Source organism: Rossellomorea oryzaecorticis, from assembly GCF_045897515.1.
Taxonomy (GTDB): domain Bacteria; phylum Bacillota; class Bacilli; order Bacillales; family Bacillaceae_B; genus Rossellomorea; species Rossellomorea enclensis.
Map to the genome: position 1 here is coordinate 118156 of NZ_JBJOSA010000006.1, position 23574 is coordinate 141729.

The 23574-nt window shown below is 43.1% G+C and carries 22 protein-coding genes and 1 other RNA gene; 14 read left to right on the forward strand and 9 right to left on the reverse strand.

Going from position 1 to position 23574, the window contains the following annotated elements:
- Positions 1-25: 25 nt before the first annotated feature.
- Together ACKA06_RS09475 and recU are read right to left on the reverse strand one after the other, a co-directional pair.
- On the reverse strand, positions 26-2752 hold the full coding sequence (locus ACKA06_RS09475) for a transglycosylase domain-containing protein (protein WP_411159484.1): 2727 nt from the start codon (positions 2750-2752) through the stop codon (positions 26-28).
- Positions 2753-2855: 103 nt separating this feature from the next.
- Entirely contained in the window at positions 2856-3458 is a 603-nt protein-coding gene (gene recU, locus ACKA06_RS09480) for a Holliday junction resolvase RecU (protein ID WP_032087954.1), read from the reverse strand.
- 107 nt (positions 3459-3565) lie between these two features.
- Here recU and ACKA06_RS09485 point away from each other — a divergent pair, with 107 nt between their 5' ends.
- From ACKA06_RS09485 to ACKA06_RS09495, 3 genes are all read left to right on the forward strand, one after another.
- Positions 3566-4591 (forward strand): DUF2515 family protein, encoded by a 1026-nt coding sequence (locus ACKA06_RS09485; RefSeq protein ID WP_052011539.1) that lies wholly within the window; start codon positions 3566-3568, stop codon positions 4589-4591.
- Between the two features lie 475 nt (positions 4592-5066).
- The gene (locus ACKA06_RS09490; RefSeq protein WP_032087955.1) at positions 5067-5312 is read left to right on the forward strand and encodes a hypothetical protein; all 246 of its coding nucleotides are present in this window, start codon (positions 5067-5069) and stop codon (positions 5310-5312) included.
- A 66-nt stretch (positions 5313-5378) separates the two neighbouring features.
- The gene (locus ACKA06_RS09495) at positions 5379-5735 is read left to right on the forward strand and encodes a YppE family protein (RefSeq protein ID WP_032087956.1); all 357 of its coding nucleotides are present in this window, start codon (positions 5379-5381) and stop codon (positions 5733-5735) included.
- A 305-nt stretch (positions 5736-6040) separates the two neighbouring features.
- Here ACKA06_RS09495 and yppF read toward each other — a convergent pair whose 3' ends face one another.
- Entirely contained in the window at positions 6041-6223 is a 183-nt protein-coding gene (gene yppF, locus ACKA06_RS09500; protein WP_032087957.1) for a YppF family protein, read from the reverse strand.
- A gap of 382 nt (positions 6224-6605) precedes the next feature.
- Between yppF and ACKA06_RS09505 the strand changes: the two genes are divergently transcribed.
- Positions 6606-7076, forward strand: a complete 471-nt coding sequence (locus ACKA06_RS09505) for a YppG family protein (protein WP_052011540.1) — start codon at positions 6606-6608, stop codon at positions 7074-7076.
- A 58-nt stretch (positions 7077-7134) separates the two neighbouring features.
- Here the strand turns inward: ACKA06_RS09505 and ACKA06_RS09510 are convergent, their stop codons facing one another.
- Positions 7135-7599: an Hsp20/alpha crystallin family protein gene (locus ACKA06_RS09510; RefSeq protein WP_032087958.1), complete on the reverse strand. Its 465-nt coding sequence runs from the start codon at positions 7597-7599 to the stop codon at positions 7135-7137.
- Between the two features lie 136 nt (positions 7600-7735).
- Here ACKA06_RS09510 and ACKA06_RS09515 point away from each other — a divergent pair, with 136 nt between their 5' ends.
- The 9 genes from ACKA06_RS09515 to ACKA06_RS09555 all read left to right on the forward strand — a co-directional run bounded on the left by ACKA06_RS09515 (position 7736) and on the right by ACKA06_RS09555 (position 18437).
- Positions 7736-8524: an alpha/beta fold hydrolase gene (locus tag ACKA06_RS09515; RefSeq protein ID WP_411159485.1), complete on the forward strand. Its 789-nt coding sequence runs from the start codon at positions 7736-7738 to the stop codon at positions 8522-8524.
- Between the two features lie 355 nt (positions 8525-8879).
- On the forward strand, positions 8880-11162 hold the full coding sequence (locus ACKA06_RS09520; protein ID WP_058297615.1) for a DEAD/DEAH box helicase: 2283 nt from the start codon (positions 8880-8882) through the stop codon (positions 11160-11162).
- Positions 11163-12434, forward strand: coding sequence for a ribonuclease H-like domain-containing protein (locus ACKA06_RS09525; protein WP_197671239.1), 1272 nt, complete (start codon positions 11163-11165; stop codon positions 12432-12434).
- 376 nt (positions 12435-12810) lie between these two features.
- On the forward strand, positions 12811-13119 hold the full coding sequence (locus ACKA06_RS09530; RefSeq protein WP_074439948.1) for a CotD family spore coat protein: 309 nt from the start codon (positions 12811-12813) through the stop codon (positions 13117-13119).
- A 207-nt stretch (positions 13120-13326) separates the two neighbouring features.
- Positions 13327-13884, forward strand: coding sequence for an SLOG family protein (locus ACKA06_RS09535; RefSeq protein WP_064563987.1), 558 nt, complete (start codon positions 13327-13329; stop codon positions 13882-13884).
- Between the two features lie 101 nt (positions 13885-13985).
- Positions 13986-14291, forward strand: a complete 306-nt coding sequence (gene gpsB / locus ACKA06_RS09540; protein ID WP_032088380.1) for a cell division regulator GpsB — start codon at positions 13986-13988, stop codon at positions 14289-14291.
- Positions 14292-14363: 72 nt separating this feature from the next.
- An RNA gene (gene rnpB / locus ACKA06_RS09545) (RNase P RNA component class B) lies at positions 14364-14751 on the forward strand.
- A 189-nt stretch (positions 14752-14940) separates the two neighbouring features.
- Positions 14941-16089: a THUMP domain-containing class I SAM-dependent RNA methyltransferase gene (locus ACKA06_RS09550; RefSeq protein ID WP_058297612.1), complete on the forward strand. Its 1149-nt coding sequence runs from the start codon at positions 14941-14943 to the stop codon at positions 16087-16089.
- Between the two features lie 422 nt (positions 16090-16511).
- Positions 16512-18437, forward strand: a complete 1926-nt coding sequence (locus ACKA06_RS09555; RefSeq protein ID WP_411159486.1) for an ATP-dependent DNA helicase — start codon at positions 16512-16514, stop codon at positions 18435-18437.
- Positions 18438-18542: 105 nt separating this feature from the next.
- Here ACKA06_RS09555 and ACKA06_RS09560 read toward each other — a convergent pair whose 3' ends face one another.
- The 3 genes from ACKA06_RS09560 to ACKA06_RS09570 all read right to left on the reverse strand — a co-directional run bounded on the left by ACKA06_RS09560 (position 18543) and on the right by ACKA06_RS09570 (position 19669).
- Positions 18543-18902, reverse strand: a complete 360-nt coding sequence (locus ACKA06_RS09560; protein ID WP_032087966.1) for a YidH family protein — start codon at positions 18900-18902, stop codon at positions 18543-18545.
- An 83-nt stretch (positions 18903-18985) separates the two neighbouring features.
- On the reverse strand, positions 18986-19282 hold the full coding sequence (locus tag ACKA06_RS09565) for a rhodanese-like domain-containing protein (RefSeq protein WP_032087967.1): 297 nt from the start codon (positions 19280-19282) through the stop codon (positions 18986-18988).
- 24 nt (positions 19283-19306) lie between these two features.
- On the reverse strand, positions 19307-19669 hold the full coding sequence (locus ACKA06_RS09570) for a rhodanese-like domain-containing protein (protein WP_411159487.1): 363 nt from the start codon (positions 19667-19669) through the stop codon (positions 19307-19309).
- A gap of 199 nt (positions 19670-19868) precedes the next feature.
- Between ACKA06_RS09570 and ACKA06_RS09575 the strand changes: the two genes are divergently transcribed.
- Positions 19869-21380, forward strand: coding sequence for a carboxypeptidase M32 (locus tag ACKA06_RS09575; RefSeq protein WP_411159488.1), 1512 nt, complete (start codon positions 19869-19871; stop codon positions 21378-21380).
- A gap of 57 nt (positions 21381-21437) precedes the next feature.
- On the opposite strand, the gene ACKA06_RS09580 is transcribed toward ACKA06_RS09575, so the two are convergent.
- On the reverse strand, positions 21438-23087 hold the full coding sequence (locus tag ACKA06_RS09580; RefSeq protein WP_197671235.1) for a b(o/a)3-type cytochrome-c oxidase subunit 1: 1650 nt from the start codon (positions 23085-23087) through the stop codon (positions 21438-21440).
- 1 nt (position 23088) lies between these two features.
- The gene (locus ACKA06_RS09585) at positions 23089-23565 is read right to left on the reverse strand and encodes a cytochrome c oxidase subunit II (RefSeq protein WP_032087971.1); all 477 of its coding nucleotides are present in this window, start codon (positions 23563-23565) and stop codon (positions 23089-23091) included.
- Positions 23566-23574: the final 9 nt, after the last annotated feature.

A 23574-nucleotide genomic window follows, 5' to 3' on the forward strand; every position in this document is an offset into this window, starting at 1 on the left:
TCTCCCGGCTGCCTTTCCTTTATTTCTATTGATTGAATAAACCAGGGGACGATTCGGTAGAAGTACCGCCGTCATTTCCAGTTCCGCCGGTTCCGTCTCCTTCACCAGTACCGCCGTCACCGCCGCCGGTACCACCTGTGCCGTCTCCTTCACCAGTACCGCCGTCACCGCCGCCGGTACCACCTGTGCCATCTCCTTCACCGGTTCCGCCGTCACCGCCGCCGGTACCATCTCCACCAGTACCGTCACCGCCTTGGTCATTTCCAGTTCCGTTGTCATCTTGACCATTGCCCGGACCATTTTCGTTTTCTTGGCCATCTTCATTTCCCTGGCCGTTTTCATTCTCTTTTTTATCATCTTTTTTATCTTCTTTTTCCCCTTTTACGTTTACATCCACGGTTGCAGGGTCACTTCGCTCGTCGCCTTTAATGGCAACCACTTCGAAAGTAAAGGTACCGGAGGATGTGATGTTTTCCACGTTCAGGCCGTTTTTATCTGTGGTCGTAAGCGTTTGTTTGTCAGCTCCATTTATCAATACGGAAACTTCAAATGTAACGCCGTCTTTTTTCTTCTTATCATAATCCCATGCAAGGGTGATCGTCTTGTCTTTTTTATTGTATTTGCCTTTCAGGCCTGTCGGAGCATCAAGTTTATCGTATTCTTTTGAAACCTTTGTCGGCTCGGTTCCTTTTACGAATAGCTCCGTGATGATCTTATCATCAGGCGTGTAGTCACTAGGCAGTCTTGCCGGATTGCTTCCTTCTTCGACCTGAACTTCCACAACACTGTCAGGTTTCTTGAAGTCGGCTGTGTCTACACCTTCATGAACATACCCCATCAAATCTTTGACGATAAATTGTGCAATGTGGCGGTCTGCCGGACTTAATGAATTTTTATTCTGCTGATCAAATCCTGTCCACACTGCTGCCGTATAATTGGTTGTATAACCGACAAACCATGAATCCGGAGCGTGTGATTTCGGAATATTGTTAGCTTCACGCGTCTTTTGATCATAGTTGGTTGTACCGGATTTTCCTGCCATCGGAAGTCCAGGGACTTTTGCATACGCCCCTGTTCCCCTTGGATGATCGATTACGCTCTTCAGCATATCTGAAATCATATAGGCTGTATATTCCTTCATTGCAGGTTTCGGTTTATCATCATGCTTAATTTCTGTTTCTCCGTCCCGGAGGACGACTTTTTTAACTGCATGAGGCTTGTTATACACACCCTCATTTCCGAATGCTGCATATGCACCGGCCATCTGTACAGAATTCATACCTGGTGAAACGGCACCGATTGATGCGGATTCATAGTAATGGTCGAAATCAAGTCCAAGTCCGTTTACGAATTCCTCGGCTTTTTCTTCACCGACTTCCTGGAATGCTTTGAGGGCCGTTACGTTTCGTGAATCCCATAACGCTTCTCTTATCGTTATGGGACCTTTATGCTGCATGTCGTAGTTGTTGATTTCAGCCCCATTTGAGTATTTATAAGGTTCATCCTTCAAGATGTGATATGTCGACCATTTCAGGTTTTCGACTGCAGGGCCGTAATCAAGCAGAGGCTTGATCGTCGAGCCGGGCTGTCGTTTTGTATCGATGGCATAATTGAAGCCCCTCTGGACGGATTCTTCAGTGTTCCGGCCGCCGCCGATTGCGCGGATCTCACCGGATTGGGTATCCATCAGTGTAATCCCTGCCTGCATGAGGGCGTCCTCTTTGTCAGGGTAGGCAAAGTCGATTGCTTCACCCGCAAGGATCTGCTCGACACGCTTTTGTGCATTGGTATCCAGGGTAGTATAGATCTTCAATCCATCAGAGAATAGGTTGAAGTCTCCCATTTTTTCGACCTCATCGATGACTGCATCGACGTAAGCAGGGTATTTATTTCCGTTTTCAGCTGCCAATTCCTCTTCGGAAACCAATCCTTCTGTAATCGGGATTTTTTGGGCTTCCTCTTTTTCTTTTTCACTGATCTTTCCATGCTGGGCCATGAGGGACAGCACAATATTCCTTCTTTTTTCAGCTTTTTCAGGATGTTTGAATGGGTTGTAATTGTTGGGACTCTGAGGCAGTCCGGCAATCAGGGCTGCTTCATGGAGCTTGATGTCATTAATTTCCTTGCCATAGTAATAGTCTGCTGCAGTCGCCATGCCGTGGATCCCTCCGGACATGTAGACCTTGTTGAAATACATCTCGAAAATTTCTTCCTTGGTGTATTCCTGCTCGAGTTTGAGGGCGAGCCATGCTTCCTGGGCTTTTCTTTTCAGTGTCTTATCAGGGCTCAGGAATGAACCTTTGATCACCTGCTGGGTTATCGTAGAGGCACCTTCCGAACCGAATCCGCCGGTGACATTGGCGATGACGGCACCTCCAAGCCGGATCAGGTCTATCCCGTTATGCTTATAGAAGCGGTTATCCTCTGTTGCAAGGACTGCATCCTGCATAACCTGCGGAATTTCATCAAAGTTGGCATATTCCCTGTTTTCCTTCCCGACAGTCGTGATCAACTCGCCGTTCATATCATAGATTTCTGATGCAACCGGGTCTTTAAGCAATTTTTCATCCAGCTTTGGGGCACTGGATGCGTAATATGCAAATAATCCTGCACCAGCCAACATACCGATGATGCCTATAATAAATAATGAAATGATTACACGTTTCACCATAGAGCCTTTTTTGGTTTTATTCGGTTTAGACTTCTGCTGGGCTAGACGCTTCTCTTCTCTTGACTTGTATTGACCAGCCATTTTGTTTCCTCGCTTTCAATCTTCTGTCTTTTTAGTATTGTCTAAGTTTTTATTTCTACTACCCATTATGAGATAAACTATAGATTATCTCATAATGGTCTATCTAAAAATATAACTGATGGACTATTTTTAAATAATCAACCCGGGGATGCAGTCCCAATGGGATCCTGAACCCGCTTTCTTCGATTTCTTCTTTCCTGATTGATTTCCTGCCACCGTCTTTCATCCGGTCCCAATAAACCTTCAATGGCTGAAAAGGGAGGAAAAATACTTCTTCCGACAGTGAAAACCTCAGCAATACGAAGGTGATGCCGTCCTGCTCATGAACACTGTCCATGTGAGTGATTTGGTGTTCATGAAAATTTTGAAGGGGGAAGGAAGTTTTATTTTTCGTTTGCTTCGCTTCAAAATCAATATATCTGCCTTTATAGACCCCGTTGTAATCAGTGGTTGACGGCTGTTTGAAATAAGCTTCCTTGATGACGGCTGCACTCCTTGCCGGATAATGGACATCCACTATTTGGACCGGAGTGGGTTTTTTATGGATGACAGCTGATCTGTGGACCAGATAATATTCGTTGGTTTCATTGATATCTTCTTCCAGTGTCATCCCGCGGTTACTGTAGGAAACCTGTTTGATTTTCGGTTTTTTAGCAGATGATTTCGAATCAGTATATTTTTTTCCATTGGGATAATGGAATTTCATGGGAATACACCTCGCAGACTAAACTATATCATAACAGAAACCACTCCATTTTGTGTGAATAATTGATTACAAATTCCTTAAGATATGACTAAAGGAGAATAAAGAAAATGGATGAATTCACTAATACCTATCGCTTTTTACCCTATATTTCAGAATTTAAACGTGACCGGGACTGGATTGATTTTTTACAAGGGTTAGTCGATTATTACAATCAAGATAATATTACAAGAACCATCGCTTATCAAAACTTTTTCCTCCTCCATCCCGAAATCAAATGGGCTTTTCTCGCATCGATGGTCTCAAGAAACGCAGGGTGGAATATGACCGATTTAGAAGGAAGGACATTTAAGGCGCTGCTGAATCCCGAAACCAGGAAGACTCTCTTTATGACATATGAACGAGCGAATTGGGCCATTTTTCAGGATGCATTCCCCCAACTTCTTATCTATCATTATTCGACGTTAAATGAAGAGAAAATGTTTCATCTTTTAAAAGAATTTCATGTGTCTGAATTTATCCAGGGAGAATGGGAACATTTTTGGGAGCGCAGGGATGGGACGAAGCTTGTCCAATCTCAAATTATTAATGAGCAAAACCTTATACAGAAGCCGGTGATCGCTCATCCTGTTTATAAAGAGAAGGTGTTCCGCTCAGGTCTTTTCTTTATTGAGGACCATCTCCATTTTTGCTCTGTCGTGTTCCCGAACAGAAACGGCGATCTCTTCGGGGCAAGTGTGCATGATTTCAGGAATGTGGATGACCGGATCAAGTTGGGGAACATCCTTTATCGAATATTGTTTCATGAAAAATATCATCCAGCATTTTATGATTTTGCCATCAATGTAACGCCAACGGGATCGAGAAGGGATTATGAAGTTTTTTGCGCACCTTACCTGGCGAGGACAAATACCCCCTCGCTCCCGGAGGTGTATGATAAAGTCACTCACCATTGGGGCATCCAGGAAGACTGGTCGAGCGCCGCTAAGTTGAGGAAGTCTTGGTATAGTGAGCCTGAAATGCCTGAGGAACCCCTGTTGACTAAATGGTTTTTCCGGAAGCAAGGACAAATGAAGAGGGTAGCGCGTCTGAAATCATTGTTTAAGAAAAAGAAAAAAACTGCCGGCAATGATTGATCCGGCAGTTTTTTCTTATGAGAGGCTGTACGTTCCGCCTGCGCTTTTGTATCATCCAGCTCCGGAGCTTAGAGGCACAGGTCATAAGGCAAACCGTCCAAGAAGGCAAAGAACGCCTTCACAGCCCATTCATCTTATGCTTGTCGGGGCTGAGCGAGCCGCCTCCGCTTTTGTTAAGTAGAAGGCCTGTTTTCGCCTTCTAGTTTTGGGTTTCCTTTTGATGCTTTGGTTTGATGCTGATTGGATTCAGTCGGCTGTTTTGTGTTTTTGTTGTTTTGAGTTTTCATTATGAACACCTCCGCTTATATTATTTGAGCTCTCATCAGTTTTATTCAGAGGCTGTCGAAAAATAATCATGCGGTTGTCCTAAATGCACTTTCTTTGACGAAACGCTTCTAGTTTTGTCAGGGGTGAAGGGAATGATTTAAAAAAGGAGAATACTTTACCTAAATCCAAAATGCCGGGGGGAAGAAATATGCTTCCAAAAGAAGATATTATGTTAAAGTTAGCTGAAATTGAGGAAAGCCTGAATCAGCTCGAACAGAGCGTGTATGACCGGGTATCAATGGAAGAGCAGGCCGAAAAATCGAAGCTGGCTGAAAAAATTGAAGAGCTCGAGGGGCGGATGGCAGCCGCGGAGAGCAGGGCGGAAACCTTCCTTAATAGGAGAGAACATTCGTTTATGACCAGAAAGCTTGAATTATCGTATAAGACATCATAAACTTACTATTATAAGTAGCATTTAATTGCTACTTTTATTTTTGTCTTACCTGCCTGGAGGTTTACTATGAAAGAGTTAATTTCTGTGACTGAAGATTTGATTGCTTTAGTCGAAAAGATGATGGATGAATACAAAAGTCGCCGGGAAACAGGGGAGAAGGGTGACTTCTATAAGGAAGTCAAGCCTTTTGCAGATGAAGTCAAAGACCGGAATGACAGGTGGAAGGAACTTTCTCTCAGCTGGATCGAAACGGAGCGGCCGAAGTATCTACACCCGCCTCAGGTCTCCAATACTTATGACAATATTGAAATGCTGTCTGTGCATTGTTTCTTTCCTGAGTCGAGTTATAACAGATTTGTCAGCCATCATCAATCCGTTCGTTATGTACTTCAAACCATTCTGGATAATCTGGTTGATGAATAAAAGGTTGGATTTTCTACACCGCTAATGATTTCCGTGCAAGACTTCGCTTTCCGCGGGTAGCCCGTGAGCCTCCTCGGCAAGCCTGCGGGAAGAAAAGCCCCGCAGCTAGACAAGTCTCACATCAGCTACTCTTCCCGCACGAGTCTTCGTCTTGCATTCCAATCAATCGCTGGAAAAATTAAAAAAAGAAAATAAAAATGCAAATAAAAAAAGCCAAACGTATTCATCAGATCGAGGAAGAATACGTTTGGCTTTTATTAGATAGGAATACATTTACCTCAGTCTCAGGACCAATCAATAATAACTTATAATGAGGGAATGGCGTGACCATAGCTCAGATTGATTTCCCTTACGAGTTCTTTATAGTTTTGCAGAGAAATTTCGTTTGAAATGTATAGTTTTTTTGTTAACATGAGGAGCTCCATGCCATCGGCTGACTGCTGCTGTTTTTGACTCTCAAACTGTTTTAACAATTCACTAAAGTTCATATGAATTCCTCCCGATAATTTCAAGTTATTATCACTCTTCATTCATTATCCTAACATAGAAAACGTTTTCTTTAAGTTATTAGAATAATGTAACTTCCGACATTTTTTGTGGTCTTTGTCGAAAGCTCTTTTCGCATACTTTGTTGCTTTACACACAAGAAAATACCGGAACTTGGGTATTTTCTGATGTCTGTACACCTGTCGTATAAACTTGAATTCGAAAAGAGCACGTCCACAAGCAACATTCAGGCTACTAGCCAATTTCCGAAAAGCAACAATCTTTTAGAAAACAGCCTTGTCGAAAGAAATTGACTTGTTTTTTCACCGTATGACCCAGACTTTCATATTGTGTAGTAACCGAAAAAATGGGAGGGGGCTAAGTATGAATTCATATCGATATCAACCTCGTTATCAGACACCGTATTTTCCTTATCCAAATCCACATCAGGCGGCCAATCAATATATGGTGCCTTTACCAAACTTGCCAATCCAGGGAGAAGGTCAGTACTATACTTCGCCAGTTCAATATTCACCGGAATCTGTGCGTCCGAACGCTCAAATGTACCAGACAGGTTATACGAATCCATATTTTGAAAATCCTCTTCAGCATGAAGAATATAATCCCTATCAGATGAAAGCGATGCAGCAGCAGGGATACGCTAATCCATATCCAAAGGCTTCCTTTATGGCGAAACCTTCCAAATCCGGAGTGGGCAGCATCATGAACTCTTTCAAGTCCCAGGATGGCTCATTCGATTTTAACAAAGCGATGAATACTGCAGGACAGATGATGGGCGCAGTAAACCAAGTCTCTTCACTTGTGAAAGGACTTGGCGGTATATTCAAGATATAAAAATATAACAAAAAGAGCAGCTGAACCAGGCTGCTCTTTATTTCTTCAGTCATTTAATTTAATCAATGCTGATTCTTTTCCCGGATTGCTTCTCCACTTTTATTTGCAGTAATCCGTCCTTGTAAGAAGCTTTAACATTTTTTTCATTTACGACTGATGGAAACGGGATGGTGCGGCTGCTTCTGTTCATCGTTTGTTTTCTTTTAATTACTTGGCTTTTTGTATTCTCCTCAGAATATAGCTCCATATTCATTACAGTGATGGTCACAAAGTTAGGGAATACCTCCAGGTTTATTTGTTCTTTTTTAACTCCAGGCAATTCTGCCGTAATCAGGTAATAGTCATCATTTTCTTTAAAATCAACAGGAAAGGAATTAAAAGGGTTCGAGGCAGAGGTGAAGAAGTCATCAATACTCTGCAGCATGCCCCTCATGGGTTTTTCATGAAAGAATTCATTCATTGACTGCATCAGATCTCCAAACCCTTTTTTCTTGGAAGGGTCGTTTGAAAAATGGCTGTGCATGGAAGGTATCTCCTTTCGGTCAGATCTTTTCATATTAATGTATGAACTGATCGTGCATTTGTGCCTATCTCACCCTTGTTTAAAAACCTGTCACCCGAGGAAAAGTAATAAGAAATTCCACAAAGGGGGAAATGGTATGCAAAAGCAGCACATTGGAGGGTTCGACCTGGCTTATCAAGACCGGGGTGAAGGGAAGGAGACAGTGATCCTGCTTCATGGATTCTGCGGAAGTTCTTCATATTGGGAGGAAGTGGTTCCTTTACTTGACTCCTGCCGGGTAATAACAGTCGATCTCAGAGGACACGGCCAATCAGGTATAAGCGACTCAGCATTCACTATTGAAGATATGGCGAAAGACATCCATTATTTCATGGATCAAAAGCAATTGGAAAATGTCTATTTATTCGGTCATTCGCTTGGCGGTTATATCACGCTCGCCTTTGCAGAGTTATATAAGGAAAAATTAAAAGGATACGGGCTCATCCATTCCACCGCTCTTGCCGACAGTGAGGCAGCAAAGAAAAATAGGCTGTCCTCCATCGAAAAGATCAAAAAAGAGGGGATGCATTCATTTGTGGATGATCTCGTCCCGAATCTTTTCAACCCTGAAAGACAAGTGGAATTAAAAGAAAAAATACAGACTGCTAAAGAGATAGGATATGAAACCAGCCCGATAGGTGCCATTCAAACCCTTAAAGCAATGAGGAACAGAACAGATCGATCGGACGTTGTGAAAAACAGCGATCTCCCTATCCTTCTTATAGCGGGAGAACATGACGGGGTCATACCGAAAGAAAAAGTATTCATCCAGGAAGCACCGCATATTCAGACTGAAACGCTTCCCGGCTCAGGCCACATGGGCCTCTTCGAAGAACCGGAAAAACTTACGTATATCTTAAAAGAATTTATTGTTAATTCCCAATAAAGACTAATTTGTTCCAGCAGTTGATTGGAGTGCAAGACGAAGACTCCTGCGGGAGATGTGGCCAATGTGAGACATGTCCAGCTGCAGGGCTTAGAGGCACATGTCATAAGCCAACTCGCCCAAGAAGGCAAAGAACGCCTTCGTGGTCAATTCGTCTTATGCCACCCGCCTCTCTTCAAAGCCCCTCCGCTTTTCTTCTCGGAGACTCACGGGTCACCCGCGGAAAGCGTAGTCTTGCACGGAAATCAACTGCGGCGTTATATAGGGTGAAAATGATAAGGGCGAAGAGATTCGTCATTTTTTATTTTTACATTCGAACATAGATTCGCTAAAATGGTCTTTAGAGGTGAAGAAGATGTTTAAGAAAAACAACCTTCAGGAACTAATAGAGAAATTCAAAAAAGACGACCAATTCAACAAACAAATCATACATTGGCATACAATAGATGAAAAACCTGCAAAGTATACAGAAATCCCTGGTATGATCGATGAAAGGATAAAGACAGCCCTGAAAGGGAGAGGGATCGAAAAGCTGTACAGCCATCAGCGTGATGCATTCCGGCTGGCGATGGAAGGGAAAAGCTTTACAGCCGTAACGCCGACCGCTTCAGGTAAGACCCTTTGCTATAACCTGCCCGTCCTGCAAACGATCATGGACGACCCGAATGCCAGGGCGCTCTATATTTTTCCGACGAAAGCCCTTGCTCAGGATCAGAAAAGCGAGCTGAATGAAATCATCTCTGAATCCGGTGCCTCCATCAATAGTTATACATACGACGGGGACACAGCGGCAAATATTAGGCAAAAAGTAAGAAAAGCCGGTCATATCGTCATCACGAACCCAGACATGCTGCATTCCGCAATCCTTCCTCATCATACAAAATGGGTCTCACTATTTGAAAACCTTAAATATGTAATAATTGATGAACTCCATATCTACAGGGGGGTATTCGGATCTCACGTGAGCAATGTAATCAGAAGGCTGAAGAGAATCTGCCGGTTTTATGGCGCTTCCCCTATATTCATCTGCACTTCTGCAACGATTGCTAATCCTAAAGAATTGTCCGAGCATCTGACGGGATCTGAAATGGAGCTGATTGATAATAATGGTGCACCAAGTGCAAAAAAGCATTTTGTCTTTTATAACCCGCCGATTGTAAATAAGCCGTTGAATATCAGACGAAGTGCCACTCTTGAGGTGAGGAGGATTGCAGGTGAACTGTTAAGGAATAAGATTCAGACCATTGTTTTCGCCCGCAGCCGGGTACGGGTGGAAATCATCCTTACCTATTTGCAGGAGTTGGTGAAGAGCCAGTTAGGTGCAAAATCGATTCGCGGATACAGAGGGGGTTATCTTCCCACTCAGAGGAGGGAAATAGAAAAAGGCCTTAGGTCGGGGGATATTTATGGAGTTGTCAGTACCAATGCTCTTGAGTTGGGTGTTGACATCGGCCAGCTTCAAGTGTGTATCATGACGGGTTATCCCGGCACGATTGCCAGTGCGTGGCAGCAGGCGGGGAGAGCCGGCAGGAGACACGGCGAATCACTCGTGATCATGGTTGCAAGCTCGAGCCCGCTCGATCAGTTCATCATTGATCATCCGGACTACTTCTTTAAGCAAACACCCGAAACAGCCAGAATCAACCCTGATAACTTGATCATCCTGATCGATCATCTTAAATGTGCAGCCTATGAACTTCCCTTTAAAGAAGGGGAACAATTCGGCCCGCATGATGTGGAGGATATTCTTGAATTTCTGGCGGAAGAGAAGCTGCTGCATAAGAATGGGGATAAATGGTATTGGATGAACGATGTTTTCCCAGCCCATAATATCAGCCTTCGATCTGCTTCTCAGGAAAATGTCATCATCATTGATCAAACCGATATTGCAGCGGTCAAAGTCATCGGGGAAATGGACCGGTTTTCTGCCATGACGCTTCTTCATGATGAGGCCATCTATCTGCACCAGGGAATTCAATATCAGGTGGAAAAACTGGATTGGGAGGAAAAGAAGGCATTTGTACGGGAAGTGGACGTCGACTACTTTACCGATGCCAACTTAGCCGTGCAGCTCAGGGTATTGGAAACAGATAAGGAAAGGAACACGGGGGCTTGCGAAACGGCATATGGTGATGTGACAGTCCAGGCCATGGCGACCATTTTCAAGAAGATCAAGTTCGATACTCACGAAAATATAGGTTCCGGGCCAATCCATCTGCCTGAGGAAGAACTACACACCAATTCGAGCTGGATATCGCTGAATGACAGTTCTTCATTTACACAGGAACGTCTTGAGGAAGGATTGATCGGTGCAGCTCAGAGTTTAAAGTCCATCATTCCGCTTTACGTCATGTGTGATCCGAGCGATATTTTTGTGGTGCCGCAGGTGAAAGCCGCGCATAATGACAAACCGACGGTCTTCATCTATGATCGCTATCCAGGGGGAATCGGCTTAAGTGAAAAAGTATACGAACAAATTGAGCAGATTCTTTCAGAAGCAAAAAGACTGATCGAAAACTGTCCGTGTCAAACGGGCTGCCCGTCCTGCATAGGGACGGAACATTCCATGAAAACGGCAAAAGCAGATACATTGAAGCTTCTTGCTTTATTCCATGGTGAAAACAGGGAGAGGGATTAAGTGTCTCTTAAAAATAAACTTAACAGAATGAAAAAACATATTGTCAGGGAAGAACCGGAAAAAGGGAAGGACACCGCATTTAAAAGTGATATCACCAGTACAGATCTGCCCTTTAAAGAAATATGGAAAGAACATGGTACCACAATGTACTTTGTGGACGATGACTTTTGCCTAGTCAGGGAAAAAAGATACCCTCTTCAATATCAGCACGGAAAATATAAGTTCCAAGATCTTTTAAAGGCAGTTGACGCATGGCAGAATTTCAGCGGCACTCATCCATTATCATGTAAAGGACTTTCTCCCGGGGACCTGTTTTTCTTTGATACAGAAACGACCGGTTTGGGAGGGGGAGTCGGCAATACGATTTTCCTTCTCGGACATGGCAGGGTAGAAGGGGATGAAGTGGTTGTCACCCAGCACTTCCTTCCACGTCCAGGCAGCGAAATCCCACTTTATCACAGCTTCTTGAAGACAGTGGATTATAATGCTCTTGTCACCTATAACGGCAAGGCCTTTGATTGGCCGCAGGTCAGGACCAGGCACACGCTGATCAAAGAGCATGTGCCTAAACTCCCGTCATTCGGACACTTCGATCTATATCACGGCTCCAGAAGGCTTTTTAAGCATAAAATGGAGTCGGTAAAACTGATTAATGTGGAAAGAAAAGTACTGGGGTTTGAAAGAGTGGATGATGTACCCGGATACCTTGCACCGATGATTTATTTTGACTTTATTGAAAGAAAGGATCCACAAGGTATCTTGAGAGTCATGGAACATAATGAACTCGACATTCTCTCGTTGATCAGCTTATACACCCATTTGACTTTTCAGCTGCTCGAGGTATCAGAGGATTCCACGGAGCAGGAAACCTTCGAGGCAGGAAGATGGCTTGAATATACAGGAAATGCGGATATGGCGAAAGAGCGGTTCGAACATATCGTGAACGACAGAGAAGAAACACACCATGATTCCATTCATCATCTTGCGTTCCACTATAAAAAAGAAAAGGATTTTGATAAGGCGGCATCATTATGGGAAGGAATAGTAAGGAAGTGTCCGCTCAGGATGAAAGCAGTCGTGCTTGAAGAATTGGCAAAAATCTATGAACATAAACACAGGGACTATGTGTCGGCCCTAAAGAAGTGCCGGGAACTTGAAACGGTTTTAAATGAATTTTGCAAGGACGAAGGGGTAAAGGAAAAAAGGCTGCAAAAGCTTTATACCAGGATAAACCGCATTACTTTAAAGGCTGACAGGAAGAATTTATCTTGACTTGTAACTCTTTCATTAAACTAGTAAAATATCGAAAAAATATGGTTCATTCTTCTTATTTATATATTGAGAATTTTCACAAGTAGATGTAAAATGAATAATTGTGTGGAAATTATTTATGTTTAGATAGGATGATGAAAATGTACCGTGCAATATTAGTTTTATTCTTTGTCGTCATAGGTTTAACTGCATTTTTCTTTTCGAACTACTCCGAGACTTTATACAGCTTCATGTAACGGGAAACAAAGGATCACATTCTTTGCTAAATGAGCGTATTCCCAAATATTTAAAAATAGGTATTTTCATTAGTACATGTTCTCCACCCCTTTCATAGGCTATTAATGTATCGAAAACATGATGAAAGGAGAACATGACTATGTTTTGTAGACCAAGACCTAGACCCTGCAACGTGCTTCCTGCAGTTGTGCACCCAACAAAAAACTGCGTAAACCAAACGTTCACCACTTATGAGGTGCCGCATATCCATCCGCAGCATACAACTACAGTAAACAATATCCAATATCAGCACAAACATTACTTCCCTCAAACCCAATCCGCAGTGGACAGTGTGACCAATCAGCAATTCAATTGCGGAGGAGGGCAAGGAGGACCAGGATTTGGCCCAGGTGGACCTGGAGGACCAGGATTTGGACCGCGCCCGCGTCCGCCGTTCGGACCATACTGATGAAATGGTAATTCAATAAGCAATGCAATTGATTCAGGTGACTTCAACGATTCTTGTTTGATATGGGAATGTGTTGAAGTCGCCGTTCTTATTTTCAGATGAGATAAAAAAGGATTACATTCAGATAATATGATACAATAGACTGTAAAGATTGGGGCAGACTATTATAGATCCCGATAGTGTGCCTGCTAAAAGGAGTTTTGCTTCTTGAGCAAAGTCGCATGCCTGACAGGTTATAAATCCTTTGAGCTGGGAATATTCAAGCAAGACGATAAAGCAGTTCACTACATAAAACAGGCACTAAAAAAAGAATTACTTTCCCTTCTTGACGAGGGACTTGAATGGGTGACGATCAGCGGTCAGCTGGGTGTGGAATTATGGGGTGCCGAAGTCGTTTTCGACCTTCAGGATGAATACCCTGACTTGAAACTGGCCGTACTGACACCATTCTTGAATCAGGAAGAAAACTGGAATGAAAACAATAAGGAATATTATGAAATGATACTCAGTCAGGCGGATTTCGTTGATTCAGTATCCAAAGAACCATATAAAAGTCCGCAGCAATTCAGAAACCGCAATCTTTTGTTCTTGAATAAGACCCAGGCTTTGATTATACTATTCGACGAAGAAAAAGAGGGCTCACCTAAATATTTTTATGAAGAAGCCCTGCGGCATAAGGAAAGTAATCCTGCATTCGAAATCAGGACCATCTCATTTCAGGATTTACAATGGGTAGTGGAAGAAGAGCAGTGGAAAACCGATTAAGTGACTATTGATAGCCACAGCAGGACCCTGCTTTCTTAAAATGATTGACAAAATGAAGGTAATTTGAAAAAATGAAAAAGATTAATATAGAGGTGAATATGATGATCTCAGATAAAGTAAAGTTAACGGCTAAAGATATTCTGGAAAAAGAATTTAAAAGCGGTATGCGGGGGTATAAGCCCGAGGACGTGGATAAGTTCCTTGATTTGATTATAAAAGACTATGAAACCTTTCATCAGGAAATAGAAGAACTTCAACAGGAAAATCTGCGTCTGAAGAAGCAAGTAGAAGGTGCAAATAAGCGTCCTGCGGCTCAGCCTCAAGCATCCGGCACTACTAACTTCGATATTCTCAAGCGGTTATCCAATCTTGAGAAGCATGTGTTCGGGAATAAGCTTTACGATTGATCGAATGACATTTATTGACTGTTGAAATAGTCAAGATAATACTTTATAATTAGTTAGTACTGATCCTTAATAGCGTTTGGGTAATCGCTGCAGCTTACTGCTGTAGAGGAAAGTCCATGCTCGCACGGTGCTGAGATGCCCGTAGTGTTCGTGCCTAGCCAATTCATAAGCTAGGGCAGCTCAGGTTTCTGAGTTGACGGCAGGGAAAATACCTACGTCCTTTTCGGATATGGTATGACTACCTTGAAAGTGCCACAGTGACGAAGTCCTGTTAGAAATGGCAGGAGTGGAACGAGGTAAACCCCACGAGCGAGAAACCCAAATTTGGTAGGGGAACCCTTTTGGAGGAAACGAACGAAGAAAGGGACAAAGGCAAGTCCTTTGTAGATAGATGATTACCACCTTAGTACGAGATGACAAGTCGCTTGCAGTACAAAGGAACAAAACATGGCTTACAGAGCGCTGTTTCAGGAGAAGACAATTTTTTGACTACTACAAACCCAAGTGACTGATCCATTCAGGTATACAATACCTTTGGCATCAGTCCTTTTTGTTTTTTAGCCTGTATTTAAATGGCTGAATAGCAGACTATAAATAGAATAATTGGAACATACTAAGTAATTGAATTGAGACGGACGAGGTGTATTGAATGGGTACATATACATTGATTGCCACTGCGGCCATGGGACTGGAAGCAATTGTGGCAAGAGAAGTGAAGGACTTGGGATATGATTGCCAAGTAGAGAATGGAAAGGTCCTTTTCAAAGGGGACGAAACAGCGATAGCGAGAGCCAATATGTGGCTTCGAACTGCAGACCGGATCAAGATCCTGGTGGGGGAGTTCAAGGCATATTCATTCGATGAACTTTTCGAGAATACCAAAAGCCTTTCCTGGGAGAAATACTTGCCGGAAGACGCGGAATTCCCTGTGCAGGGGAAGTCTGTCAAATCCAAGCTTTACAGTGTTCCCGATTGTCAGGCGATTGTGAAGAAAGCCATCGTCGAAAGACTAAGAAAAGCATATAAACGCACATCCTGGCTGGATGAAACAGGACCGCTGTATAAGATCGAAGTGGCGATCCATAAAGACAAAGCCAGCATTACGCTGGATACAAGCGGCCAAGGCCTTCACAAAAGAGGGTACAGAATCGGACAGGGGGAGGCTCCCCTTAAGGAAACCCTTGCCGCTGCCCTGATTAAATTGACAACATGGAACCCTGACCGTCCTTTCCTTGATCCGTTTTGCGGATCCGGTACAATTCCCATCGAAGCGGCCCTTATCGGACAGAATATCGCGCCCGGGTTCAATAGGGAGTTTTTATCAGAGAAATGGTCTTTCATACCGGCTGACATATGGGATAAGGTCCGTATGGAAGCGGAGGATCTCGCCAATTATGACCAGCCGCTTGAAATAATCGGAACGGATATCGACCACAGGATGGTCAATGTTTCCAAAGAAAATGCCATGGAGGCCGGACTCGGGGATTTGGTGAAGTTCAAACAGATGCAAGTCAGGGATTTCACAACCGATCTTGAGTATGGTGTGGCAGTCGGAAACCCTCCATATGGTGAAAGACTTGGCGAAAGACCTGAGGTTGAAAAGATGTACAAAGAAATGGGAGAGGCATTCGAAAAACTTGATACCTGGTCTGTCTATATGCTCACTTCCCATGAAGATTTCGAACGGTTCTACGGCAAGCCTGCCACTAAGAAACGCAAACTCTTCAATGGATTCATCCGGACCGATTACTATCAGTATTGGGGACCGCGTCCGCCAAGAAAAGAAAATCCTGAATAAATGAATATGAATAAATCCGGCTCTTCCTGCGTATACTAGTGCTATCATTTTTAGGGGAGTGAAAAGAGGATGGAACATTCTCTGACGGATTATCACAAGATTTATCAGGCACTTGAGGGTTCTTTGTCATCCATTGTTTATGAACAAGAGGGGACAGAAAGTTTACAAGAGACCCTGATGAACGCAAAGATGAATTTAAACAGAGCTTTTCAATACGAACTGCTTAGACAAAACAGAATATACGATTAAAACAGGGACGCTCCATACAAATGGCAATTTCCCCTTTGTATGGAACGTCCTTTTTTTGGGTGATCAGGGAAATGGGATCATGTCATACACTTCAATTCCATTGCACGGTAAATCAACAAACAAGATAAATCAAAATAATAGATTAGCAGTAAAGCGGGATGCAGGAGGACATAATGAAAAGAAAACTACCTTTCGAATTATCAAAAGAACAATCCTTTTACGAAGCACTCTCAGATTGGATCGGTGATGTATTCTACGACATCCTGCCTGATAAAGGATTCGATCTCCGAGATGAACAAGTGTTTATGGCATTTCAACTAAATAAGGCATATAAAGAAAAACAAGTCATGTTTGCGGAGGCAGGCGTCGGAACAGGCAAGACATTGGTATATTTGCTGTACGCTTTGTCCTATGCGAGATATACAGGCAAGCCTGCCATCATTGCGTGTGCGGATGAAACCCTGATTGAACAGCTTGTAAAAAAAGACGGTGACATTGAAAAGCTGGAAAAGGCGCTTGAATTGAATATAGATGTCAGACTGGCCAAATCAAGGGAGCAATATCTCTGTATAAAAAAACTGGAGGAAAAGCTCTCCTTTAATGAAGGTTTCCATGACATCTGGGAAGGTCTCCCTGAATTTGTGCATGAGAATAACTCAATGAACAAATTCACTCATTATGGAGACCGTAAAGAGTATGCCCACCTGCCTGATGAGGAATGGAATGAAATCGGATGGGATTCTCTTCAGGATTGCATGTCATGCGTATACCGCCACCGCTGCGGACAGACCCTTCACAGAGAGCATTATCGCAAATCGGCCGACCTGATCGTATGTTCCCATGACTTCTATATGGAACATATCTGGACAAAGGATTCCCGTAAAAGGGAAGGGCAGCTGCCGCTGCTCCCTGAGGCAAGCTCGGTTGTCTTTGACGAAGGGCACCTGTTGGAATTTGCTTCTCAGAAGGCGATGACCTACAGGATGAGGATGGAGACTTTGGAAAGCCTGCTGGAAAAATTATCTGCGTCCGACATGAGGGAGTCTACCCTTTACCAGATAGAAGATATCATGATGGCGAATGAAAGATGGTTTACATTATTAGAGCAGGAAGCATGGGCTGAGAGTGGTACCGCAAGACAATATATCACTCGATCGGCTGATATTTTAAAGCAGGGAAGGCAATTAACAGAAAGTATCGAAAGCCTTCTGAATGAATTGGTATTCGAATCTGAAATGTATGTGATGGATGAGTACTTATTGAAGGTTGTAGAGGAATATCTGGAACAGATTCAATACTCATTAAAGTTATTCCTGGAAGACGAAAAAGGAATTTATTGGCTGGAGGCGACGGAGGAAGAGCATACATTTGTCGTAATGCCGCGACTGGTGGAAGAAATACTCAGTACGAAAGTGTTCTCTCAAAATATCCCGTTCATCTTCTCATCAGCCACATTATCGTATAATAGTGATTTTTCATATGTTGCTAAGTCGCTGGGCATCAGGGAATTTGAAAAATTCTCAGTTGATTCCCCTTATGATTACGGGGAGATGATGAAAATGTTCATAGCTGATCATCTTCCAGGGGATGAAGCGAAATTTCAATATGCGATTGATCAGATTGCAGAAAACGAAGGGAAGTCGCTTCTGTTATTCTCTTCAAAAGAAGAAATGGATTCTTTCAGGTCTTATTTAAACAAAGAATCCGATCAGGAATGGAAGGTCATTTTTGAAGGAGATAAAGAGATAAGCCATACTGTAGAGGAATTCCAGCATGACCACTCTTCTGTCCTTTGTTCGTATCATCTTTGGGAGGGCCTTGATGTACCGGGGGATGCCCTGTCACAGGTCGTGATCGTTTCACTGCCTTTCCCGCCGAAAGACCCTGTATTTGATGCCAAACGAAATCATGCCGGGGACCCTGCCGGGGAAGTTGACATCCCGTATATGCTCCTTCGCACGAGACAAGGAATCGGCCGCCTCATCCGTACAAATGAAGACAGGGGAAAGGTTCATATTTTATTAAATGAGGAAGATACAGCCTTCAAACAAGTCCTTCAAACGATTCTTCCTGTGGAAGCAGAAAAAATGAAAGTCTAACGTATATGAACGTTGGATCAAAGTATTTAATTAAAAATAAAACCCGAACTGATTTGCAGGCAGAAAGGCAAATCAGTTCGGGTTTTTTGTCCCGGTATCTTTATTTTATCTGTTTAATGAATAGAGATACATACATACGAAGACTAATATGATCAAAGCAACGATGGACATAAAGATGATCACAACATGAGCAGAGGTGAATGTTTGTGTATTAATATGTTTTCTCACCCGATAATAATTAATGGTTGATCCGACAATCAGGAACAAGCCCACTATAATGCTTATACCGCTGATAAGAACGGTTATGAGCTCTTGGAAGTCATTTTCACCGCTTGAAGAGCTGTGAAGGCTTGTTGTTAAAAAGCCAATCCCCAGAATGGCTATAGATGTTCGGATCCATGCCAGATACGTACGCTCATTCGCTAAATGCTGCTGAATGTATTTTGACTCATTCGTTTCTTTCAACCTGCATCATCTCGTTTCTGCTAACTAAAGTTTCCTCTTATCATTCCCTTCTTTCATCATGGAGAAAACAAAAAGGATGATTTCTATTGTACCTTACCATTCCAGGCATGCATTCCGCCTTCAACGTTCACTACATCAAAACCCTGATATTCAAGAAAGCGATATGCTTGGCTGCTCCTCCCGCCCGATTGGCAGATGATAAAGTATTGTTTTTTCTTATCCAATTCATTCATCCTGAATTCCAAAAGTCCAAGGGGGATATTCATAACATCGGGTATTTTCCCTGCCCTGAGCTCGGCTGCCTCTCTTACATCAATAATATGTGCTGTTTCACTATTTTCGATTTTCTTTTGCAATTCATCCGTTGAGATACTTTTCATTGTCATTTTCCTTTCTGCACAATTTTATTCGGACCATGCACTCATTCCGCCTCTGACGTTTGTTACCGAATGAAACCCTGCTGAAGATAAGATCTTGCATGCTTTCGTGCTTCTCATCCCGCTTTGACAGATGACGATTATTTCCTTATCCTTCGGGAGCTTGTTCAAATTCCTTTGCAGGGTATTAATAGGAATATTTTTAAAGCCTTTTATATGTCTTCCCTTAAATTCAGCAGGAGTCCTCACATCTATAAATTGCTTTGAAGGATCCCCCAGTTGTTTTTTCAGCTCAGAAGTAGTGAGCTGCCTGGTGTTTTTCCCTGATTTCATCTGCATTACATATAAAAGGATCAATGCTGCCATTATTAACAAACCAATAAACTCCATAAAGACACCTCTTCCAGTAAGTATAAGCTCATTTTATACCCCTATAGGTATATTGTCAATAGTAAAAGAGTGTGAACTATTTGTTCATATTAAGAAAGTGTTTTTTGATTTTTCACAGCATCTTATTTGATTTCTTTTAGAAGTATTTGTCAGAAAAATATGATAAAATAGAGAGGATGTTTATTAAGGGGGATTTAAGATGAGAGAAGAACTAGTAGAAATGAAAGACAGCTTTCTCGACTATGTCAAAAAAATGACTGCGTATAACGAAGCACTCGGCCTTTTGTTCTGGGATTTAAGGACAGGTGCTCCCAAAAATGGAGTGGAGCAGCGTTCAGAAGTCATCGGGATGCTGTCATCTGAATTATTTGCCATGTCCACTTCGAATGATATGGCTGCTTATCTCGCCAAGCTGTCTCCAAACAAGGATGAGCTTGATGAAATGACACAAAAACTGCTAGAGGAGTGCCAGAAAGAATATGACCGGAATAAAAAAATCCCGGCGTCTGAATACAAAGAATATGTTGTTCTTCAGTCAAAAGCAGAAAATATTTGGGAAGACGCAAAATCCAAAGCGGACTTCGACATGTTACAGCCATATTTAGAGAAACTCGTATCTTACACGAAGAGGTTCATCACCTATTGGGGGTATGAGAATAATAAATATGATACCCTCCTTGATATGTATGAACCCGGTGTCACTGTGGAAATCCTTGACAGGGTGTTCGGGGAATTGAGGGACAAAATCGTTCCACTGGTACATAGAATATCAGAATCAGAAAATAAACCGAAAACGGATTTCTTATTTGAGCACTTCCCAAAGGAAAAGCAAAAGGATTTCAGTTTGAAGATACTTGCTCAAATGGGGTATGACTTCAATTCCGGAAGGCTTGATGAAACCGTTCATCCATTCGCGATCGGTTTGAATCCCGGGGACGTAAGGGTTACAACAAAATACGACGAAAAAGACTGGCGTACGGCTGTATTTGGGACGATTCACGAAGGGGGACATGCCCTTTACGAACAGAATATATCTGGAGATTTGACCGGGACGCCATTATGCTCCGGTACGTCGATGGGGATACATGAATCACAGTCATTATTTTATGAAAATTTCGTGGGGAGAAATTATTCGTTCTGGAAACAGAATTATGATTTGCTAAAACAATATGCCGATGGACAATTCGATTCAGTGGATCTTGACCAGTTTTATCAAGCGATCAATGAATCAAAGCCTTCATTGATTAGGATCGAAGCAGACGAACTGACATATGCTCTGCATATCATCATCCGCTACGAAATCGAAAAAGGCTTGTTCAACGACGAAATTGAAGTGAAAGATCTGCCTGAAATCTGGAACCAGAAGTACGAAGAATACCTTGGAATCAAGCCTGCACATAATGGTGAAGGCGTGCTCCAGGATGTTCACTGGGCAGGCGGCAGCTTCGGATACTTCCCTTCATATGCATTGGGATATATGTATGCGGCCCAATTTAAAAAAGCAATGGAGAAAGACATTCCCGACTTTGATGAAATGCTCGAAAAAGGCGATCTGTCACTTATCAAAGAGTGGCTGACCGATCATGTTCATCAGTGGGGGAAAATGAGAAAGCCGCTTGAAATCCTTGAAGAGGTGACTGGCGAAGGATTGAATGCTTCTTATCTGGCAGATTATCTGATAGATAAGTATACAAAAGTTTATTCACTTTAATAAAAAACAAAAACGACCGCTTTCCAAATACGGAAGTGGTCGTTTTGTTACCATCTTTTACCAAACCCTGAACCCTTTTGAAGGCGGCGGTCCATTCTGGAACATATCCATGAAAGGTACTGTATAAGCAATCAGAATGAGAGCTGCCAGCACCGTGAGCCAGATTTTCCAATTCTCGAGGACCATCGGTGTTTTTTCAGCAGTACCTGCCACTTCCCCAATAGGGAATTCTTCTTCTCCCTTTGGTGCAAAGAAAGCCAGGTTAATGAAGATGTATAACACAAGAATGATTCCGATGAAGAGAATCGTTCCTCCGACAGCCTGGGCAACCTGATAGGGAATCCAGTCAAGTGCCTGCGGGGCATCTCCATAGGTAGAGAAAGAAGATCGTCTTGGTGCCCCCAATAAACCGACTGCGTGCATGGCACCGGACATGATGCTCATACCCGTCGACCATACGACAGCCTGCACAATGGCCATTTTATTCATTGCTTTAGTCAATACACGTCCAGTCAAGTGAGGGACCAGCCAGTAAGAAATCCCGAAGAATGTCAGCACCACTGAAGTGGCGAGTGTCAAATGAAAATGCCCTGTTACCCAGATCGTATTATGGACAACCTGGTTCATCTGGTTGGAAGCGTTGATCAATCCACCTGCACCTGCAGGGATGAAAGCGACCATGCCGATGAAAGGGACTGTAAATCGTGCATCTCCCCAAGGAAGCTTCTTAAACCAGCCGAACAGCCCTGACCCGCCCTTTGAACGTCCATACATCTCAAACGTTGCAAATAGTGAGAAAGCAGTCATCAATGAAGGGATGACAACCATGAACGTGAGAACGACCTGAAGGAATTTCCAGAATGCGTCAATACCCGGTTCTACCAGCTGGTGGTGAAAGCCGACAGGTATCGAGAATAGTAGAAATAGCACAAAAGAAAGTCTGGCCAGTGCATCGGAGAAGATTTTCCCCCCTATGATTTTCGGGATGATGACGTACCATGCCATATAGGCGGGCAGTAACCAGAAATACACGAGAGGATGGCCGAAGTACCAGAATAACGTCCTGCTGATCAGTACATCGACTCTATCCACAAGACCGAGTGACCACGGCAGCAGCTGAAATAAAACAGTGCCTGCGACACCTAAAGTAGCTACTATCCAAAGGACCATATTGATAACGGCCATGAAAGTAAGCAGCGGACTCGGCTCGCCTTTATGCTCTTTTCTCCACTGTACATACTTCATGATCATTCCGGTGCCGCCTAACCAACTTCCGACCACGACAAATGTCAAACCGAGATAAAATATCCAATGAGCTTTTAGCGGAGCATAAAACGTATAAAGGACAGTTGCTTCGTTTAAAAGGATCATCACTGCCGACATCACTGTCCCGATCAGCATCACCCAGAAACCGAGCCAGCCGAACAGACGTGACGTGTTTGAATAAGTTCCGGAAGTCCTTGAAATGGCAGCATGCTGAAATCCAAGGATAAAGAACGTGGTCAATACCAGGCCGAGCAATACGCCGTGTACGGTAAGGACCTGATAATAGCCGATTCCTGCAGGCAGGGTGAAGGTTCCGGAACGGACCAGTACTTGTAACAGACCAGCCAGTCCACCGAGTGCAAGTGCAATGAAACCTACATATATATGTGCCATCGCAAGTTTTCCATCTCTGCGGTCAATTCTTATAAAACGATCTGACATTTCAGTCCACCACCTTAATCATGGATTTCATTGTATGATGACCAACGCCGCAGTACTCGTTGCAAACGACTAAAAATTCGCCGGTCTTATCCAATGTTGTTGTATATTCACTGATGTATCCAGGTTCAAGCATCATGTTAATATTTGTGCCCGCAACTTCAAACCCATGGATGACGTCTTTGGTTGTTGCAATGATTTTCAATCTGGACCCTTTGGGCACTTCTACTTCCCCGGGGTTGTATAAGAAAGTGGAGGCCACAAGGACCAGTTCGTAATCCCACTCTTTCCCTTCGACTTTCTTTAATCCGGGTTTATCGAAAGGTGCAATCACGTCCACTTGTTCAGGGTTGATATAGGCCTTGGCACTCGGAGGCTGATGCCCCTGGTGAAAAGCGCTGATCCCCAAAATGATTAAAAAGATAATAAGAGAGCCGGTTCCGAGGGTCAACCACCATTTTTCATATCGATGCATATGCATGTTCAATCA

What these genes read in the sequence shown, in the direction of transcription:
- ACKA06_RS09550 (WP_058297612.1), top strand. Translation starts at nt 14,941, where the DNA reads ATGGGTACATATACATTGATTGCCACTGCGGCCATGGGACTGGAAGCA.
- ACKA06_RS09485 (WP_052011539.1), top strand. Translation starts at nt 3,566, where the DNA reads ATGGATGAATTCACTAATACCTATCGCTTTTTACCCTATATTTCAGAA.
- ACKA06_RS09585 (WP_032087971.1), bottom strand. Translation starts at nt 23,565, where the DNA reads ATGCATATGCATCGATATGAAAAATGGTGGTTGACCCTCGGAACCGGC.
- yppF (WP_032087957.1), bottom strand. Translation starts at nt 6,223, where the DNA reads ATGAACTTTAGTGAATTGTTAAAACAGTTTGAGAGTCAAAAACAGCAG.
- ACKA06_RS09565 (WP_032087967.1), bottom strand. Translation starts at nt 19,282, where the DNA reads ATGAAAAGTATCTCAACGGATGAATTGCAAAAGAAAATCGAAAATAGT.
- ACKA06_RS09490 (WP_032087955.1), top strand. Translation starts at nt 5,067, where the DNA reads ATGCTTCCAAAAGAAGATATTATGTTAAAGTTAGCTGAAATTGAGGAA.
- ACKA06_RS09580 (WP_197671235.1), bottom strand. Translation starts at nt 23,087, where the DNA reads ATGTCAGATCGTTTTATAAGAATTGACCGCAGAGATGGAAAACTTGCG.
- ACKA06_RS09495 (WP_032087956.1), top strand. Translation starts at nt 5,379, where the DNA reads ATGAAAGAGTTAATTTCTGTGACTGAAGATTTGATTGCTTTAGTCGAA.
- ACKA06_RS09515 (WP_411159485.1), top strand. Translation starts at nt 7,736, where the DNA reads ATGCAAAAGCAGCACATTGGAGGGTTCGACCTGGCTTATCAAGACCGG.
- ACKA06_RS09510 (WP_032087958.1), bottom strand. Translation starts at nt 7,599, where the DNA reads ATGCACAGCCATTTTTCAAACGACCCTTCCAAGAAAAAAGGGTTTGGA.
- ACKA06_RS09555 (WP_411159486.1), top strand. Translation starts at nt 16,512, where the DNA reads ATGAAAAGAAAACTACCTTTCGAATTATCAAAAGAACAATCCTTTTAC.
- ACKA06_RS09575 (WP_411159488.1), top strand. Translation starts at nt 19,869, where the DNA reads ATGAGAGAAGAACTAGTAGAAATGAAAGACAGCTTTCTCGACTATGTC.
- ACKA06_RS09475 (WP_411159484.1), bottom strand. Translation starts at nt 2,752, where the DNA reads ATGGCTGGTCAATACAAGTCAAGAGAAGAGAAGCGTCTAGCCCAGCAG.
- ACKA06_RS09520 (WP_058297615.1), top strand. Translation starts at nt 8,880, where the DNA reads ATGTTTAAGAAAAACAACCTTCAGGAACTAATAGAGAAATTCAAAAAA.
- ACKA06_RS09570 (WP_411159487.1), bottom strand. Translation starts at nt 19,669, where the DNA reads ATGGAGTTTATTGGTTTGTTAATAATGGCAGCATTGATCCTTTTATAT.
- gpsB (WP_032088380.1), top strand. Translation starts at nt 13,986, where the DNA reads ATGATCTCAGATAAAGTAAAGTTAACGGCTAAAGATATTCTGGAAAAA.
- ACKA06_RS09530 (WP_074439948.1), top strand. Translation starts at nt 12,811, where the DNA reads ATGTTTTGTAGACCAAGACCTAGACCCTGCAACGTGCTTCCTGCAGTT.
- recU (WP_032087954.1), bottom strand. Translation starts at nt 3,458, where the DNA reads ATGAAATTCCATTATCCCAATGGAAAAAAATATACTGATTCGAAATCA.
- ACKA06_RS09505 (WP_052011540.1), top strand. Translation starts at nt 6,606, where the DNA reads ATGAATTCATATCGATATCAACCTCGTTATCAGACACCGTATTTTCCT.